We start from the raw sequence: 19,005 nt of genomic DNA on the forward strand, positions 1-19,005 counted from the left end.
TGCAGTAAGGAGCGTGCCGAAATTGAAAGTTCTATATTTAGGAAGTGTTATCAAAACAGAAGATTGTACTAAATACCTGGGACCTTCTGTTGCTGGAAACAAGATGCAGATGGGTATACTTAAGGGACTGAAAAAGATATTAGTAGAAGATTTATACGTGTTAACTGAGACTCCAATTGCAGCATTTCCTAGAGAAAAAAAGAGCTATATTGGGTCTGGAAGTATTCGTTTAACGAATGATATAGATGCCCTAAAAGTGCCTTTTATAAACATTTTTATAATAAAGCAAATCTATTTAATAATAAATGCTTTTGTTATGATATGTAAATGGGCAAAAAAGAATGGTAACAAAAAAAAAGTTATTATTTGCTTTAATGCTTTTCCTTATGTTGCAATGCCTATAATTCTTGCTTCAAAACTATTCAGTATTAAGACTATCTGTATTTTTGCAGATCCACCCGTAGACGTAGTGAGGCGTAGCCTTATTGGAAGGGTTGCAAAGTATATCGAAGATAGATCTGTAGTGAAGAATATTAAAAAGTTTGATGGATTAATTGTTTTAAATGAGAAATCAATAGAAAAATATGCATCTAACTCAAAATATATTTTAGTAGATGGAGGCTTTGATTTAGATTGTACACCTAAGAACCAGCCAGGAGGCCAGTGGTTAAGCATACAAGAAAATGACATGGTCAAGATGGTTTTTAGTGGAGCACTATTTGAGTATAATGGTATTAAGAATTTGATTAAAGCAGTAAGACTTGTTGATAGTGATCGGTTATGTCTTGAAATTTATGGTTCTGGTCCTCTTGAGCATTATATTGAGCAAGCTTCTAAAGAAGACAATAGAGTAAGGTTTATGGGGAATGTTCCTAATTCTGAAATGATTAGGATTCAACAAGAAGCTGGTATTCTTATAAACCCCCGACATGTAAAGGATCCTATTAGTCTTTATACATTCCCATCAAAAATAATTGAGTATCTATTGAGTGGAACCCCAGTAATTACTACAAAACTGAATGGGCTTACCAAAGAGTATTTAGATAACGTATTTGTCACACTGGATGAAACACCAGCTGAGATTGCGAATACTATAGATTTTGTGCTGAAGCAGGACAAAGATTGTTTGATTCAAAAAGCAACAGCAGCTCGTGAGTTCGTTATTCAGAATAAAAATTGGAATGTTTGGATTGATAAAATTATTGAATTTATATACGTATAGAAATACAGTAAAGTATAATAAGAACCTTGGTTTAAATTATATTAATTCAAACAAGCTATTTCATGTAAAATACGTTTTTTTAAGATAGAGGTGGTTGTATGAGCTTTTATATTATCTTGACTATAGTATGTATGAGCATATCTTATACTGCGCATTTAGCCTATAAATATAATATAGCAAATAAATATATTGTTAATATAATTGATTTTATACCATATTTAATTTTAATTATTATAACAGGGTTTAGATTTAATGTAGGAAATGATTATCAAGGGTATGCAAGAAATTTTCTATATTTGATGGATTATGATATTCCACGTATTGAGACTTCTTTTAAAATAATCGCAAATACGGCTCGTTTTTTTGGCTTCAATCAACAATTTATGTTTTTGACTTATTCAGCAATAACATATATTTTTATTTACTTAGGAGTTCGATATTTTGATAAACATGGCAGATATAGACATTATGTAATTTTATTTATTGTAATTTTCTTCTTGTTTAATATTTTTAACACTATTAGACAGATGGTAGCTGCGGCAATATTCTTTTATGCATTGAAATTTATAGTTGAAAAAAAATTGTATAAATATATGTTTTTTATTTTATTAGCGATATTCTTTCACCGGTCAGCCATTATCTGTATTCCGTTATATTTTTTATTGAAATTAAGGATGAAAACCTTATTCCTTGGATTAGCTTTTTCACCAATTTTATTATTTTCGGATCTAGCCAATAAATTTATAGGACTCTATATTAGGTTCAGTGGCCAGAGTGTGTATGAAGTTTATTTAAATAATTATAATTACAGAGTACCAATATCTGGTGGTAAAGGACTTTTTCTATTTTTTATAACAGCTATGTTTTTGGCGTTAACAATAGGTAAGTTTAATTTTAATGATAGAGATAAAATAATTATTAAACTTTTTATAATATTTGTCATATTGACGTTTGCAACACTTTCTTCAGTTATTGCAACACGGCTAGTATATTATCCTATGTTCTCATTATTATTGATAATACCATTATTACAAAATTGTTTTAAAAATGAAAAGGAAAGAATATTAGGTAAATATCTAATAAATGTATTATCTGTATTATTGTTTATTAATATGTTATCAGTATATAGAAACTTGTTTATAAAAAACGAATTATTACACTATGTATTCAAAATATTTATATAGATGATGTATGACTAAACATGTAAGTTTAGTATAAGGAGTAATAAATGAAATGAAAATACTATGGCTAACAAACATACCATTACCCGAAGCTAGTTTATTGTTGAATGAAATACCATCGCCATTTGGAGGATGGCTTATAAATGCGTCTCGAGATTTATCTGATCAAAACGATATAGAGCTCTCAATAGCATTTCCTAGAAATGATAATAATGATTTACAAATTCTAAAAGGAAAAAAGATTAACTATTATTCTTTTCCAAAGGTGGATAACGAAGATACTCCTTCTTTAGAAGGTAGTTTAAGGTTAAAAATGATACTTGATAAAGTTAAACCGAGTATAGTACATATTTTCGGAACAGAGTATGCCCATTCATTAGCGATGGTTAATGCCTGTAATGATAAAGGAATAGAGACTGTTATTTCAATTCAGGGTTTAGTATCGATAATTGCAAAACACTATATGGCTTGTTTACCAGATAGGATTCAAAAAAGATTTACTTTCAGAGATTTTATAAGGCAAGATAATTTAAAACAGCAGCAGAAGAAATTTTCTGTTAGAGGTAAATCCGAAATTGAGGCTATTCAAAAGGTGAATCATGTTATAGGTCGTACTACCTGGGATAAAGCTTGTGTTACTCAGATTAATTCTAAAGTACAATATCATTTTTGTAATGAAACTTTGAGAGATGAATTTTACAAACATATATGGGATATAGATAAATGTGAAAGATTTTCTATATTCCTGAGCCAAGTTTCATATCCAATAAAAGGCTTACACTTTATGCTTCAGGCAATGCCATTAATATTAAAAAGATTTCCCAATACAAAACTGTATATTGCAGGACATAACATTACAAAATCTGATACATTGAAAGAGAAACTTAAGAAAACATCTTATGCTAAATATATTACAGAACTTATAAAAAAATACAATTTAATGAAAAATGTAGTTTTTACAGGACTTTTGAATGAAAAAAAAATGTGTGAAAGATATTTGAAATCAAACGTATTTGTATGCCCTTCATCTATTGAAAACAGCCCAAATTCGTTAGGAGAAGCTATGATATTAGGAGTTCCATGTGTAGCTTCAGATGTAGGTGGTGTAGCAGATATGCTAAAACATAAAGAAGAAGGATTTGTTTATCAATCCGATGCCCCTTATATGCTGGCATACTATGTGTGTGAATTGTTTCAAAATGAGAATTTAGCGTTAAATTTTTCTCGAAAAGCCAGTGACCATGCGTTGGAGACCCATGATAGAGAAAAAAACACTAAACGGTTGATAGAGATATATAGAAATATAGCATGAAGAAGGATTCAACATTGAAAACTCTAGAACAGTTTATAAAAACTAAAAATAAGATACTGAAGAGTGAAGTAGCAACTAAAGTAATCAAGAACTCCAGTTGGTTAGTGGGGGATAAAGCATTTACAATGTTAATTGGCGTATTTGTGATAGCTATAATTGCAAGATACTTTGGACCTGAGAAATTTGGACAATTCAACTACGCTTTATCATTTACAGCTTTATTTACAGCCTTATCAACTTTAGGTCTTGAAACACTAACAGTTAAGTCGATTGTAGACGAAGACTATGATGAAGGTGCTATTCTATGCACTAGCTTAATATTAAGAGCTATTGGTGGAATATTACTGACAATAATTGCAGGGATAATTATAAGAATCATTGAACCAAATGATACAAACCTACATATCCTTGTGCTGATTATGTCTTTTACTATGGTGCTCAAATCTCTTGAAGTTATCGAATACTGGATTCAGGCTTATCAAAAAGCTAAGATTTCTTCAATAATCAGAATGAGTGCATACGTACTTTCTGCTATATTAAAAATATGTTTGGTGATTTTTAGGGGCGGTTTGATTCAATATGCGCTTATTTATTCTATTGATGCTTTAATAATTGGAACTTCTTTAATAATCGCATATTACAAGTTTAGAGAAAATAAGGATAAGTGGAAAATTAATATTAACTATGCTAAATATATTATGTCACAAAGTTGGTATTTAATATTATCCGGTTTGATGATAACTTTATATATGAAAATAGACAATGTTATGTTGGGATCAATGATGCCAAGTAGAACTGAGGTTGGAATATATTCGGCAGCAACTCAAGTAGCTAGTATGTGGTATTTTGTTCCCATGGCTGTTATAACTTCTTTAAAACCAGTTATTATGGGTAAGAAAAAAATCGATGAAAAGAGCTATATTAAATCTTTACAGCTGCTATATACCATTGTTGCATGGATGGGAATAGGATTTGGAATTTTCATTCTCGGATTTTCTAATATTATAATAGGCATACTTTATGGAGCTGAGTATGCTAATGCAGCCAGTATTTTATCGATTAGTGTATGGGCAGGTACCTTTGCTATGCTTGGCTCTGCACGTTCAATATGGTTAATCTGTGAAGGTTTACAAAAATATACCTTGATATATACTTTTGTTGGATTGGTAGTCAACATAAGTCTTAACTATATTTTGATTCCAATTATGGGTGGATATGGTGCAGCGATTGCAACACTATCTGCTCAATTTTCGGCTAATATATTAGCATTGGTGGTTTTTAAAGATACAAGAATATCAACTATTATGATTCTTAAATCATTTTCACCAAAAAGGTTATTATTAATATTGAAAAACAGTTAATAATGGATTTTGATACAAAGGAGATCGTTTATGCTAGCACCTGTTATTATATTTGTCTACAATCGTCCGGAACATACGAAAAAAACTGTTGAGGCTTTAGCAAACAATTTTTTGGCAAAAGAAACGGAAGTCTTTATTTACTCCGATTCAACAAAAAATGATTCAAATATTGAACTTGTAAATGAGACAAGAAATTATATCGATACATTACCTAATCTAAACTATTTTAAAAATATAAAGATTATTAAGGCGGAAAAGAATAAAGGGTTGGCCAATTCAATAATTGGTGGAGTTTCTGAAATAATTGATAAATTCGGTAAAGTAATTGTAGTTGAAGATGATCTTATTTCATCAAATGATTTTCTGCGATATATGAACACTGCTTTAGATTTTTATAAAAGGAATAAATCTATTTGGTCTATTAGTGGATTCAATATTCCAATAGAAATTCCAAATAATTATAACCATGATGTTTATTTATCATATCGTGCTTGTAGTTGGGGTTGGGCAACATGGAAAGATAGATGGGCTAAAGTAGATTGGGATGTTTCGGATTATTGTGGATTTAAAAATGATAAGAAATTAAGGGAAAAAATGAATCGTGGCGGAAGAGATATGGCTAATATGTTAGATGCACAAATGGAGGGGAAAATAGATTCTTGGGCAATAAGGTGGTGCTATTCTCAATCAAAGTTAGACATGGTAACCGTTTATCCTGTAAAATCAAGAATTAAAAATATCGGATTAGATGGAACGGGGACTCATAGTGGCACATCATCGCGCTATGATTTCGAAGTTAGTCAAGATAATGGAATATGCAATTTTGAAAATGTCGAATTAAATAAACTTATTGTGAAGAGGTTTCAGGAACATTATATGAAACTACATGATTATTATATATTTAGATTCAAGAAGATGGTAAAGAAGCTAATAGGAAGGTAATTGGACTATGAAAATTACAATAGCAGGAACCGGGTACGTAGGACTATCCAATGCAGTACTATTGGCACAACATAATGAAGTAATAGCACTGGATGTCATTCAAGAAAAAGTAGACATGATCAATAATAGGAAATCGCCTATCATTGACAAAGAAATCGAAGAGTATTTAGCAAATAAAGATTTAAATTTAACAGCAACCACAGATAGTTATTTAGCATTCAAAGATGCTGAATATGTTATCATCTCTACCCCAACCAACTATGATGTTGAAATGAATTATTTCAACACTAGAACAGTTGAAGCTGTTATTGCCAATGTCTTATCCATCAATCCAGAAGCAGTAATGGTCATTAAATCCACCGTACCAGTAGGATATGTTGAAAAAGTTAAAGAAATGTTCGACACAGATAACATTATCTTCTCACCTGAATTCTTAAGAGAAGGCAAGGCCCTATACGACAACCTATATCCATCCAGAATAATTGTAGGAGAACAATCTGAAAGAGCCAAAAAGTTTGCAGACTTACTAGTAGAAGGCGCAATCAAAGAAAACATTGATGTCCTCTTTACTAATTCAACAGAAGCGGAAGCCGTAAAACTATTCTCAAATACATATCTGGCGTTAAGAGTAGCCTACTTTAACGAGCTAGATACCTATGCAGAAGTAAGAGGATTAGACACAAAACAAATCATTGAAGGAGTATGTCTAGATCCTAGAATCGGAAGTCATTATAACAACCCATCCTTTGGCTATGGAGGCTATTGCTTGCCGAAAGACACTAAACAACTGCTTGCCAATTATTGTGATGTACCACAAAACATCATGACTGCCATTGTAGATGCCAACAGAACTAGAAAAGATCATGTGGCAGATATGATTATTAAAAAGAACCCAAAAACGGTAGGCATATATAGATTAACCATGAAGATGAACTCAGATAACTTTAGACAATCATCTATTCAGGGCGTTATGAAAAGAGTAAAGGCAAAAGGTATTGAAGTGGTTGTCTTTGAACCAGCTCTCATGGAAGACGAATTCTTTAATTCAAGAGTCGTTAAGGACTTGGGTGAGTTCAAAGAAGTCTGCGATATTATTGTAACCAACAGAATGACAGACGATATTATTGATGTTCAAGAAAAAGTATATACCAGGGACATTTATAGCAGAGACTAATGAACTATGAATATAGTAGAGGTATCCACAGACTGTCAAGAATCTTGACAGTCTGTGCTTTAATAATGGCAAATAAGAAACTATGCGGAAAACAAAGATAAGCTTGAACTATTGCCATGAACCTGTGCTACTAGAAGCGGAATTTTTTTAGGAAAGCGTAGCATGGATGATGTCTAAAAATAGCGTTTTGAAGAGTAGATACAAGTAGATGCTTAGAGCTTTGCTAACGTATGATTCTTAGCCTATTGGACTAGAAATTTTAAGAGGGACAAAGATGGATAAATATATTGAAAAGTTTAAAAGAGGAACACAGTATGTAAATATTGTGTCAGCTGTAACAGAAAAAGAAATAACCAAAGTTAGCACTAGCAGTGATGACTACCTAAAATATAGTTGCCTTAAATTTATTCCAGCAAGCGGTGCAGCAACACGAATGTTCAAGGATCTGTACCAGTATCTAGACGATGAGGTAGAAACGGACTTCACTGCCCGTTTCTTTAATGATTTAGAAGAGTTTCCATTCTATCGTGATATTCAAAAATTGATTCAAGACGGAAAAATCAGCAAGGAAACAGTAGAAGGCAGGACTACAATTATCCGAAACATCTTGGCTGATGGACTCAACTATGGGAATCTACCGAAAGCCTTAATTAAAATACATTCGTATGATGAAGGTGACGTAACACCAATAGATGAGCATATCTATGAGGCGGAAGAATACTTGAAAGGGGACACTATAGGTCTCCATTTCACCATATCGAAAGAATACGAAGAATTGTTCAACCAGTATGTGGAAAAGGCGATAGAAGGTAAGAAGCATGTTAATATCTCCTATTCTTTCCAAAAGGAAGAGACAAATACCTTGGCGGTAGATATGAAGAACAAACCATTTATTCTTGAAAATGGTGAAGTCTTGTACAGGGCTGGAGGACACGGTGCTCTGATTGAAAATCTAAATGATCTAGATGCAGATATCCTATTCATTAAGAATATTGACAATGTATGCCATCGGGATTACCTGGGCGAAACCATTGAAGCAAAGAAAAAGCTGGCCTCGATTGGGCTGAAAACCAAAGAAAGAATCGACGAGTATATCCAGGATATACTCATCGATGACTACGATATGGATGAGATCGAGAGCTTCATAAAAGAAAGCCTAAACATAAGCAATAAGAAACCATTCACGAAAGAAGGTGCTTTGGCCCTACTCAATAGACCCCTTAGGGTTTGTGGCATGGTTAGGAATCAGGGCGAACCAGGTGGTGGACCCTTTATTGTAGACAATGGAGAGTATCTGGATCTGCAAATTTGTGAGAAGTCAGAAATTGATTTAGAAGATAAAGAAAAAAGACAGATAATGGAATCATCCAGATATTTCAATCCAGTGGATTTGGTTTGCTTTGTTAAGGACTATAAGGGTGATAAGTTTAACTTGTTGGACTACGTGAATGAGGATCGATACTTTATTAGCGAAAAGAGCTTTAAGGGTAGAAGGTTGAAAGCCCTAGAATATCCAGGGCTCTGGAATGGTGCAATGCACCATTGGAATACGCTTTTTGTAGAAGTTCCCCTGATTACCTTTAATCCTGTAAAGACAGTCAATGACATGTTGAGAGATGGTCATAAGGGGAAAGGACAGACCTTATAAGCTTTATTGGGATTAATAGTTTGAATATTAGGATGCAAACTAGGTAGCTGCACTATGGACAATTGTATACGGGAGGGCTTGAATCAATTATTTTCTATAAACTATTAGCTGGATAAATAAACGTGTTTTTATAATTAGGGTAAAAAAATTGGGGATCTTAACTGCTGACACTTATATATGAGATTACCTATTGCAATCTATAGATGTTAGATATACAATGATTTTAACTATTGAATATCAGGTGTGTATATGGGAAATATTGCATGTTTTACTTAATATTGTACTAGGTGGGCTTATGCCTACCTAGTTTTTGTGTGCATATTTAGTATTTTAAACGAAAGTTGAACTAATATTTGTCGAGTTGTTAATAGGAGAAAAATTATGCCGAAATGTGAATCGTGTGGCGCAGAAATGGTTAGGAGAACAGCCAGAAGGGGATCAAGAGCAGGACATGAATTCTGGGGTTGCTCGAATTATCCTAAATGCAAGAAGACTGTCAACATCGAGGAAGATGAGGGTCAGATAGAGGCAAACAATGCTGGGACAGGCGAATCATCTACTTGGTTACAACATACACATTTAAGAGCTAGAGCAATAAAAAGTGGATACCAGTCAGCATTTATGGATTCATTGTGTGTACCTGCTAGCCTGCTTGAATCGCTTAATATGGATTTAAAAGACTTGGATGCCTTCCGACATTACAGCAAATGGAGAATAGATTACCCGGTTTGTACGGATATCGATAGTGATGACTTTTTGGCAAGTATCATTGCGGTTGCACAAAAAATATTGATGCGTGGCACGATTACAATTGGTTCTAGTTTGGCAGAAGAAAGGTACGCAAAACTATTTGGGGTTTACGATGTTAAAAGCATGAATCCATGGAAACTAGGAACCATATGTACCTCTGATGAAGGAACGAGGTTCAATTTTGATGGTGCTGGAACAGAAAAGCTATTTTATGAAAAGACGCTTAAAGAGTTCCTAGGTCCTTTTTATCGACAGCACGTTATCCCACAGGTATACATGGATAGCCTTCTTAATAAACAGGATGTGGAGCATAACTATAGAGATGCTAGGGTTGACTTCCTAATTACGACCAAAGAACAGCAATTCATTGTAGAACTGGATGGAGAAGAACACGGAGCGCATCTCCAACGGGATCAAGAACGCGATCGAGCTCTGGAAAAAGAAGGGCTTAAGGCTCTTAGAATCAAGAATGAAGAACTTGAAAATATGGCGGGTGAGGGATTCGAAGAGTTAAAAGGATTACTCCTAGATAGCTATCTTGCCGAACCAGAAGAATATAGTGCCGAAGAGAAATACTGTATTGCTATTAAGATTCATCACCAAATTATGATTGCTTTAACAGAATTGTATTATTCGGGAGGATTAAACCTCACTGAGAAAACATCCTTGCGAGTAAATGAAGTAAGTCATATTTTCTCCCGTGATGAATTTTTGCTGATACTAAAAACTATTCAGGATGACTTTAATCAATTCATCAATCAGTTATTTAAGCTGTACCAGTCGAAAAAGTCAATCAATTTAAAAATTGAACGATTTGAACCGGAAAGTAAAGCAAATACTCCCGTAATTTGCTTTGGTGAGTCTACGAATTGCTATGAACAGGCTGTTGTAATCCAGGATATGTATTTGAATGAGCCAATAAGCTATTCCATGAAATTGGAAAAACCAATTAGGATAGATGAAGCTTCTAAGAAAAATTTAGAATATTTTTTAAATCTAATATTTAGGAAGCCATTCTTTTGGGAAGGACAATACGAGGCATTAAGCAGGGCTTTTGCTGGCAAGGACGCGATTGTTTTATTGCCAACCGGTTCCGGAAAATCGATTGTCTTTCAGTTGGCATCTATATTGATGCCGGGTGTCACCATTGTTATTGATCCCATCATTGCTCTAATCAATGACCAAGTAGATAATTTGCGACGTGTTGGAATTGATCGCGTGGTTGGGATTTCCAGCGATATTACGAATTTCCGGGCTAAGATGAATATGATTAACGAGTTTTCTAAGGGTACATATATGTTCACCTATGTCGCTCCCGAGCGTTTCCAGACGATATCATTTCGGGAGTCACTTAGAGCCTTGACGGTATCGCAACCAATTTCCCTGATTGTAATTGACGAAGCACATTGCGTATCTGAATGGGGACATGACTTTAGAACTTCTTATCTAAATATTGGACGTATTACTAGAGAATACTGTTCCAGCGATATGAGAACTCCACCCTTACTAGCATTGACAGGAACTGCATCTAATTCTGTATTAAGAGATGTACAACGGGAACTACAAATAGAAGACTATGATGCAATTATTACACCTACGACTTTTGATAGAAAAGAACTAAAATTCACTGTAAAAACAGTTGCTTCAGAAGAAAAAAATTTGGTATTGAAGGGTTTTCTACATTCTTATCTCCCGCAGCAATTTAGGACGACCGCTGCGAGTTTCTATGCGGCCAATGGAAAGTCTTCTGCTTGTGGCCTCATATTTTGTCCTCATGTAAATGGCCAGTTTGGTATTGTAAAAATTTCTCGCTATGCAAGTGAGGAACTTGGGATTGATGCCAGAACCTATGCAGGGAAAGTACCCAAAGGATGGAACGAACAAAGTTGGAGAAAACATAAACAGGAGGTCGCTACAGATTTTAAGAATAATAAATTTCAATTATTGGTTGCTACCAAATCGTTTGGTATGGGCATTGATAAGCCAAATATTCGCTATACTATTCATTTAGGGATTCCAAATTCAATTGAATCCTTTTACCAAGAAGCGGGTCGTGCAGGTAGAGACCGTAGTACATCAAGGTGTATTGTATTAGTTTCAAATGATAAAAAGGACAGAACCAGAAGGCTATTAGATATTAACACAACCCCGGAAGAGATTGATAGAATCATGAAAAATGAACGTTCGTGGGAATCGGATGATGATATTACACGAGCCATGTTCTTTCATACAAAATCTTTCAGAGGGGTACAAAACGAAATCGCCGATATTATTGGTGTATTAGATCTTATTGGAGACGTGGGGAAAAAACGAAAGGTAAATATTTCCAACAGAGTGCTAGAAAGAAATTTGATGGAGAAGGCACTACATAGATTATTGTTAATCGGTATTGTAGCGGATTATACGATTGACTATGCCAACAAAGAGTTTGAAGTATATTTGAACGACTGTGACAGGGAGCTCATTGTCCAATCATATACGGAGTATGTAGCCGGATATAATAAAGGAAGAGTAGCCCAAGAACGACAGAAGTTACTCGCAATAGGAGATATTCCCTTAAAAGAATATATTGAAAAAACATGTGAGATATTATTGTCCTTTATTTACGATACCATTGAAAAGGGGCGAAGACGTGCATTACGTGAGATGCTCGCAGCTTCTGAAGAAGCAGTTGAAAGTACTAACCAAGATGAAGTGTTTAGAAATCGGATTCTTAGATACCTTGAATCGAATTATTATGAAGAGGTTGAGTCAATAATCAACGATGAGGGAATCGGATTCAAGGAACTTAGATGCTTATGTGACGGTACTGAAACAGAGACTGGGGAAATCGTGGGTGGCATTCGGTCTCCTAAAGACGCTTTACAACTTAGAGGTCAGACGGCCAGGTATTTAGAGTCATATCCAGATCATCCTTCACTATTGTATCTTCGTGCCATATCGGAGGCGTATGCTTCAGAACCAAATAAGGACATCATACGTGAAAGTATTGAAGCAGCGGCAAAATTTTCAGTAGAACGTTATAGTGTTTCTGAAAAAGATTCCTATCATCATATTAGTTGGGTATTAAAGACGATTCTTTTCAGGGACTGGGAGTTATATCTTGAACTATTTAATAGCTTAAGAGTAAAATATCCGAAAAAAGAATTTCTGAGGGCAATCATATGTGAAAACGATGTCGACCACGACATGCTATATGAACCTGCCGTACATCTTTTTCGAGCAATTTCAAGTGAAGCAATTGACGTTTTGTAGCCTAATCTGGGAGGAAGAACATGATAAATTATCAAGAAAGATTACAACAACTAGACCAAGAAGCGGAAGAACTGGTGAAGAATCTTAAAGTGCTCTCTGAAAAAGCGGTAAATCTTGATCAAGCGCAACAATCATTAAGTCAGACAAGAGAACAGATTGGACAATTAATATCAGAAATCAAAGTATTAACCGAAGGAAGCCAGTCGCTAATTGGGAAATTAGATGACATTAATACTTCGACTATTTTAGAAAAAATAAGTAAGGTTGATGACGAACAAAAAAAGAGTGCAAAGGTATTGTCAGAAGTAAATACATTTATCGAGAGCAAGGCAGTAGAAAGTGAAAAAGAAAGCCAAGAGATTAATGAACAAATCTTGGCTTTACAAGATGCTGAAAAGGAAAGATATGAAACGACTAGCCGTATAGTGGAAGAAGTGAATGTTCTTGTAAAAGGTAGTGCAGAAGAAAGTGAAAAAGAAAGTCAGGAGATTAAAGAACAAATCTTGGCTTTACAAGATGCCGAAAAGGAAAGATATGAAGCGACGAATAGTTTAGCCAAGGAAGAGTATTCCAAAATACACAAAGAAATTAAAATTGCCATTGCCTTTGGTGTAATCGCAGCCGTTGTTTCTATTATTGCGCTGATATGATAATTTAAACCATTTAAAATAAATGCTGAATTGTAAAATGAACTTGAACTAAATAAAGAATCCATAGTGGATCTAACTGTAATATAATTATTTCACCACAAAATAACATTACAGGTAGGTGCACACTATGGAATATCCACATAATACACCATCAACACGTAAGAATAAACATCTAAGCTCTTATGAGCGTGGTCAAATCAAACTTTTAAGCGACCAAGGGCAAACACCCTATGCAATCGGCAAGATACTAGGACGAGCGTCCAATACCATCAGGAACGAACTAGAACGTGGTACTGTGTGCCAAATCAAGCAGAAGAAAACCATCATGGTCTACTTGCCAGATGCCGGACAGATGGCTTATGAACGTAACCGGAAGTTCTGCTGCCCAAGGTTCAAGATGCTTGAATGCAGCGAGTTCATTGACCACGCTATTCATCTAGTACGGGATAACAAATACTCTCTGGATGCCATCGTTGGCGCTGCTAGGCTACATGGGCTTTTCGACAAGACGGAGATGGTATGTACCAAGACCCTTTACAACTATGTCGATCAAGGATTGCTTTCCATCCGAAACATTGACTTACCTTTAAAGGTTAAACGCTCATCAAAAAATGCACGTAACCGCAAGCATAAGAAGGTATTCGGGGCTAGCATCTCAGATCGTCCCGAACAGGCTAATGACAGAAGTGAGTTTGGCCATTGGGAAATTGATACTGTCATCGGCAAGAAGACCAAGGGCGAGGCTGTACTACTGACAATAACGGAACGAAAGACCAGAAAAGAAATCATCCGGAAGATTGCCAGTAAATCATCGGATGCCGTTCTTACAGCCGTGAATCAGTTGGCAGAGGAAGCTGGTCCTTTGTTTACTCAAGCGTTCAAGAGCATTACCGCAGATAATGGTTCTGAGTTCTCAGAGCTTGCTCTGCTAGAAAAGAATGTAGGTTCAAATATCTACTTTGCACACCCTTACACTTCATGTGAAAGAGGAACCAACGAGGTTCATAATGGACTCATTCGTCGCTTCATCCCGAAGGGTAGGAGCATGAACAATTACTCTCATTCATCTATCGAACGAGTTCAGACCTGGTGTAATTCGTTACCCAGAAAGATCCTGGGATACCAAACTCCTGATGAAGCATTTGCTGCAGAAGTACAGTGTCTGATTGCATCATGAATAAAAAACTATGTTATAGGTACACTAGTTCAACTTGTTATTGCAATTCAGGATTTAAAATAAATAGTACACTATGATTAAGTACATATAATGTTGTGAAAGAAAACTGAGCTAAAATGCACACCATGGTCACAATCAATGTGCTAGCAAATACTAAACCGAGGCGAAACAATCAGGGCTTAGTTCAATATTGCCCTAACCGAAGAACACTTGCACGGACTTTCGCAGACGGCACATGGATTGCCCAATCTATGGAGCAGGTCTGTGCAGCACCGTATGAGTGTACAAAACCGCGTATCGAAATGCTTTCCGAGATAGACGACTTACCACAGGGGAGAAGAGCATGTTCCTAGGCCTGAAACGGTGACTTCGGTCACGAAATCTTTGAGCGGTTGAACCAAAATATTTGCCTTCGAGAGAGTTATCCGAATCCAAGAAATCTTCAAAAAAAGTTGCTGCCGCTTAATCTAGGCTACCGAGGAATTTACACACAAATGTGGAATTGACTTTAGGGTTGTGTTTATACAAGTGATTTATTTAATAGAGACGTGCTGAGTATCATAAGCTAATTGGAGAATGAATATGGGACTATACAAAGAACTTCTAGATAAGACAGAAAAGATTTCTGTAGTTGGACTAGGCTATGTAGGTATGCCGCTTGCAGTTGCATTTGCTAATAAAGTGGATGTAATCGGATTTGATTTGAATAAAAAGAAAATTGATTTATATATGGCTGGGATTGATCCAACAAATGAAGTTGGAAATGAGAAAATTAAGAATTCTAGTGTTGAATTTACGGCGGACGAAAGAAAACTTAAGGAAGCAAAATTCCATATTATCGCTGTGCCTACTCCCATTAATTCAGATAAAACGCCGGATCTTACACCGGTGGAAAAAGCCAGTAAAATTATTGGACGTAATTTGACGAAAGGCTCGATCGTAGTGTATGAATCGACGGTTTATCCTGGTGTAACGGAAGACGTATGTATACCCATATTGGAAGAAGAGTCAGGGCTTAAATGTGGAATAGATTTTAAGATTGGCTATTCACCCGAGCGAATTAATCCTGGAGATAAAGTACATACCCTCGAAACAATAAAAAAGATCGTTTCAGGCATAGATGAAGAAAGTTTAGAAGAAATAGCAAAGGTATATGAATTGGTTATCGAAGCCGGCGTACATAAAGCCAGCTCCATTAAAGTAGCTGAAGCGGCCAAAGTTGTAGAAAATAGTCAAAGAGATATAAACATTGCTTTTATGAATGAACTTGCCATGGTGTTTGATAGAATGGGAATTGACACAAAAGAAGTTGTTGAAGCTATGAATACAAAATGGAATGCATTGGGCTTTACCCCTGGCCTTGTTGGTGGCCATTGTATAGGCGTAGACCCATATTACTTTGTTTATGAGGCTGAAAAACTAGGCTACCACAGTCAAATAATTCTATCTGGTAGAAAAATAAACGATGGTATGGGTAAATTCGTTGCAGATGCAATCATCAAGAAGCTAATTTTGGCAAACAAAGTTGTAAGGCAAGCAAAAGTGGTAATTCTAGGGATAACCTTTAAAGAAAATACACCAGACACGAGAAATTCTAAAGTTATAGATATCGTTGATAGTTTAAGAGAATATGGAATAGAACCAATTATAGTTGATCCAGTAGCGGATGCAGATGAAGCTAAAAATGAATACGGTATCAACATAGTCGATTTGATGGAAATTGATAATGCAGACTGTTTAGTACTAGCGGTAGCCCATGACATCTTTAAAAAAATGAGATTATGTGACCTAGATGCTTTGTATGGGGATATTGAAAACAGCGACAAGGTATTAATCGATGTTAAGAGTACTTTAGATAAAAAAGAGATGGAAGAAAAAGGATATAGCTATTGGCGATTGTAATAAAAGAAAGAGGCAGGCATGAAAATTCTCCATATTAATTCATATTATAATGGTAGTATATTTTATAAGAATTTATATGATCAACAAGAAAAAAATGGACTAGATATAAGTGTTTTTGTTCCTGTTGCGCATCCTTTTGAAAGTAGTGACGATTTCGGAAGGTATACAAGGGTAAGTGCAAATCATTCAAAGCGTGACAGGCTATTCTTTCATTTAAAGCATAATAAAATTTATAAAGATATTACTAAAAAATATGATATTGAAAAATACTCCATAATACATGCACATTCGCTGTTCTCCAATGGGTATATTGCCATGAAACTCAAACAGAATTTTGGTGTACCGTATATCGTTGCCGTTAGAAATACAGACGTTAATGTTTTCTTTAATCGTATGCTTCACTTGAGAAAAATGGGAATAAACATATTAACAGAAGCAGAGAAGATAATTTTTCTGTCTAAACCGTATCGAGATCTGGTTATAGAAAAATATGTACCCAATAATCTAAAACAAGAAATATATAAGAAAGTATCCGTTATACCAAATGGAATAGATGACTTCTGGTTTCAGGAAAGCGGTATAAAAAAAACGGTTGTAGATAAAAATGACTTAAAACTTCTTTATGTTGGCACAATTGATAAAAATAAGAATATCGAAACTACCTTGAAGGCAATAGAGATTTTACAACAAAAGGATTATAAGATTGCATTTACGGTAGTTGGAAAAATAAAAGATGAAAACATTTATAATCTAATAAAGAACATACCATATGTGCATTACATTACCCCTAAACCAAAGGAAAAACTCATAGAAATATATAGAAGTAATGATATATTTGTAATGCCATCCATTACAGAGACATTTGGTTTGGTTTACGCTGAAGCAATGAGTCAAGGATTGCCTGTAATATACAGTAGAGGACAGGGGTTTGATCAACAATTTAGTGAGGGACTGGTAGGGTATCCTGTGAATTGTTATGATGCGGAAGAAATAGCGGAAAAAATAGAGAAAATTATTTATCATTACGAATCCATTAGAAATGCCTGCTTGGAAAAATATACTGAATTCAATTGGGAAAATATTACAAAAAAATATTTGCGATTGTACGACGAGACTATACATAAAAATTCATAAGATTTATATAGGAATTCTTTCATGCTATTGACTTATTACTGGATTTTATAGAGGCCAATCTATTGGAAAATATGGATACATATATTTACTATTTAGATTAATAATAAATATATACCTTACTTCGAGCTACTTAGGTGTTTGGGGATTATTCTTTTCGTTATTCCACTAGGGTTTTCCTTGCAGGGATAGATAACAAGGAAGAGAACAGTAGTTACTAGCAATACGGGTATGCTGATATGATAGCTGTGTTTATTTCGGCAAGCGTTAGACAGATAAAAACACTTCTATACCGATAAGATATAGTAGGAGGCGAGCTATGCATTTTTCCATAATAACTCCAGCTTATAACGCAGAAAAATTTATTGTTCGAGGTATTGAAAGTGTGTTAAATCAAACCTTTGATGACTTTGAACTTATTGTTGTTGATGATGGTTCCAATGACCAGACATTAGAACGTTTAAAAACCATAAACGATGAACGACTTGTGGTCATTTCTCAAAGCAATAAAGGGGTTTCGGTTGCTAGAAACACAGGTATCAGTCATGCACGTGGAGAGTTTATTTGTTTTTTAGATGCGGATGATGAATACCGGCCCAATCATTTGGAACACTTGGCTGGGTTGATAACGAAAAATCCTTCAAGAAATTTTTTTGCAACCAGGTTCTGCGTTAGCTTGCGAACAAATAGTAATGGTATTGTCATGCCCCATACTACAGGGGAGGTTACCTATTATGAGGATGCGGTCAGGTGGACGCTAAAAGATAATAAAAAGATATGGACAGGTTGCGTTTGTATAAGGCGTAAAATGTTTGAGAAATACGGTGTGTTTGAGCCGGGTGTTAAATTGGGCGAAGATATTGATATGTGGAGAAGGGTTTATGCGCATACTGGAGTTGTATACAGCGATATGGTTACCGTTCAGCGTAACCGAGATGGTAGCGAAGCGACAAAAGATTATACACGAAAATACGAGGTTGACCCTTTAAATCGTATGCCGATGTTTTTGAGGGATGATACGATTTCAGACAACATAAAGGAAAGCTTAAAAACGAAATATGAATTTACGAAGCTTCAGGTTGTTCGGTCTTACTTAGTGGATGGTAAAAAGAAAAAAGCTAGGCAAAAAATGGGCGAAGTGGATATCAGTAGAATTCCTAGGAAAAGATTAATGATTACCTATTTTTGCTTTTGTATTCCATCCAGGACAATTCGATGGTATATAAATAGGAAAAATAGAGGAATATATGAATAGGTGTTTTATGTCAGAATTAGAGTTAAGTCTATTTTGAGTGTAAAT

General features: G+C 35.0%; 13 protein-coding genes. All 13 read left to right on the top strand.

Going from position 1 to position 19,005, the window contains the following annotated elements:
- The first annotated feature begins 22 nt into the window (after window positions 1–22).
- The 13 genes from JR334_11080 (at window position 23) to JR334_11140 (ending at window position 18,960) form a co-directional block, all read left to right on the top strand.
- Window positions 23–1,222: a glycosyltransferase gene (locus JR334_11080; GenBank protein QRN85473.1), complete on the top strand. Its 1,200-nt coding sequence runs from the start codon at window positions 23–25 to the stop codon at window positions 1,220–1,222.
- A 98-nt stretch (window positions 1,223–1,320) separates the two neighbouring features.
- Window positions 1,321–2,406, top strand: a complete 1,086-nt coding sequence (locus tag JR334_11085) for an EpsG family protein (protein QRN85474.1) — start codon at window positions 1,321–1,323, stop codon at window positions 2,404–2,406.
- Between the two features lie 49 nt (window positions 2,407–2,455).
- Window positions 2,456–3,715, top strand: a complete 1,260-nt coding sequence (locus JR334_11090) for a glycosyltransferase family 4 protein (GenBank protein QRN85475.1) — start codon at window positions 2,456–2,458, stop codon at window positions 3,713–3,715.
- A complete protein-coding gene (locus JR334_11095; protein ID QRN85476.1) occupies window positions 3,712–5,076 on the top strand; it encodes a flippase in 1,365 nt (454 codons plus the stop codon). The genes JR334_11090 and JR334_11095 overlap by 4 nt, the downstream gene beginning before the upstream one ends.
- A 30-nt stretch (window positions 5,077–5,106) precedes the next feature.
- Window positions 5,107–6,018 carry a glycosyltransferase gene (locus JR334_11100; protein QRN85477.1) on the top strand — a complete coding sequence of 304 codons (912 nt, stop codon included), beginning with the start codon at window positions 5,107–5,109 and terminating at the stop codon, window positions 6,016–6,018.
- Window positions 6,019–6,025: 7 nt separating this feature from the next.
- Window positions 6,026–7,192, top strand: coding sequence for a nucleotide sugar dehydrogenase (locus tag JR334_11105; protein ID QRN85478.1), 1,167 nt, complete (start codon window positions 6,026–6,028; stop codon window positions 7,190–7,192).
- Between the two features lie 274 nt (window positions 7,193–7,466).
- A complete protein-coding gene (locus JR334_11110) occupies window positions 7,467–8,840 on the top strand; it encodes a DUF4301 family protein (GenBank protein QRN85479.1) in 1,374 nt (457 codons plus the stop codon).
- A gap of 381 nt (window positions 8,841–9,221) precedes the next feature.
- A complete protein-coding gene (locus JR334_11115; protein ID QRN85480.1) occupies window positions 9,222–12,845 on the top strand; it encodes a RecQ family ATP-dependent DNA helicase in 3,624 nt (1,207 codons plus the stop codon).
- Window positions 12,846–12,865: 20 nt separating this feature from the next.
- A complete protein-coding gene (locus JR334_11120; protein QRN85481.1) occupies window positions 12,866–13,495 on the top strand; it encodes a hypothetical protein in 630 nt (209 codons plus the stop codon).
- A gap of 127 nt (window positions 13,496–13,622) precedes the next feature.
- Window positions 13,623–14,672 carry an IS30 family transposase gene (locus tag JR334_11125; protein ID QRN85482.1) on the top strand — a complete coding sequence of 350 codons (1,050 nt, stop codon included), beginning with the start codon at window positions 13,623–13,625 and terminating at the stop codon, window positions 14,670–14,672.
- A 582-nt stretch (window positions 14,673–15,254) separates the two neighbouring features.
- Complete coding sequence (locus JR334_11130; protein QRN85483.1) at window positions 15,255–16,574, top strand: nucleotide sugar dehydrogenase; 1,320 nt, start codon at window positions 15,255–15,257, stop codon at window positions 16,572–16,574.
- A gap of 18 nt (window positions 16,575–16,592) precedes the next feature.
- Entirely contained in the window at window positions 16,593–17,708 is a 1,116-nt protein-coding gene (locus tag JR334_11135; GenBank protein QRN85484.1) for a glycosyltransferase family 4 protein, read from the top strand.
- A 316-nt stretch (window positions 17,709–18,024) separates the two neighbouring features.
- Window positions 18,025–18,960 (top strand): glycosyltransferase, encoded by a 936-nt coding sequence (locus JR334_11140; GenBank protein QRN85485.1) that lies wholly within the window; start codon window positions 18,025–18,027, stop codon window positions 18,958–18,960.
- Window positions 18,961–19,005 lie beyond the last annotated feature (45 nt).

Source organism: Clostridia bacterium (genome assembly GCA_016887505.1).
Classification (GTDB): Bacteria; Bacillota; TC1; order TC1; family UBA5767; genus UBA5767.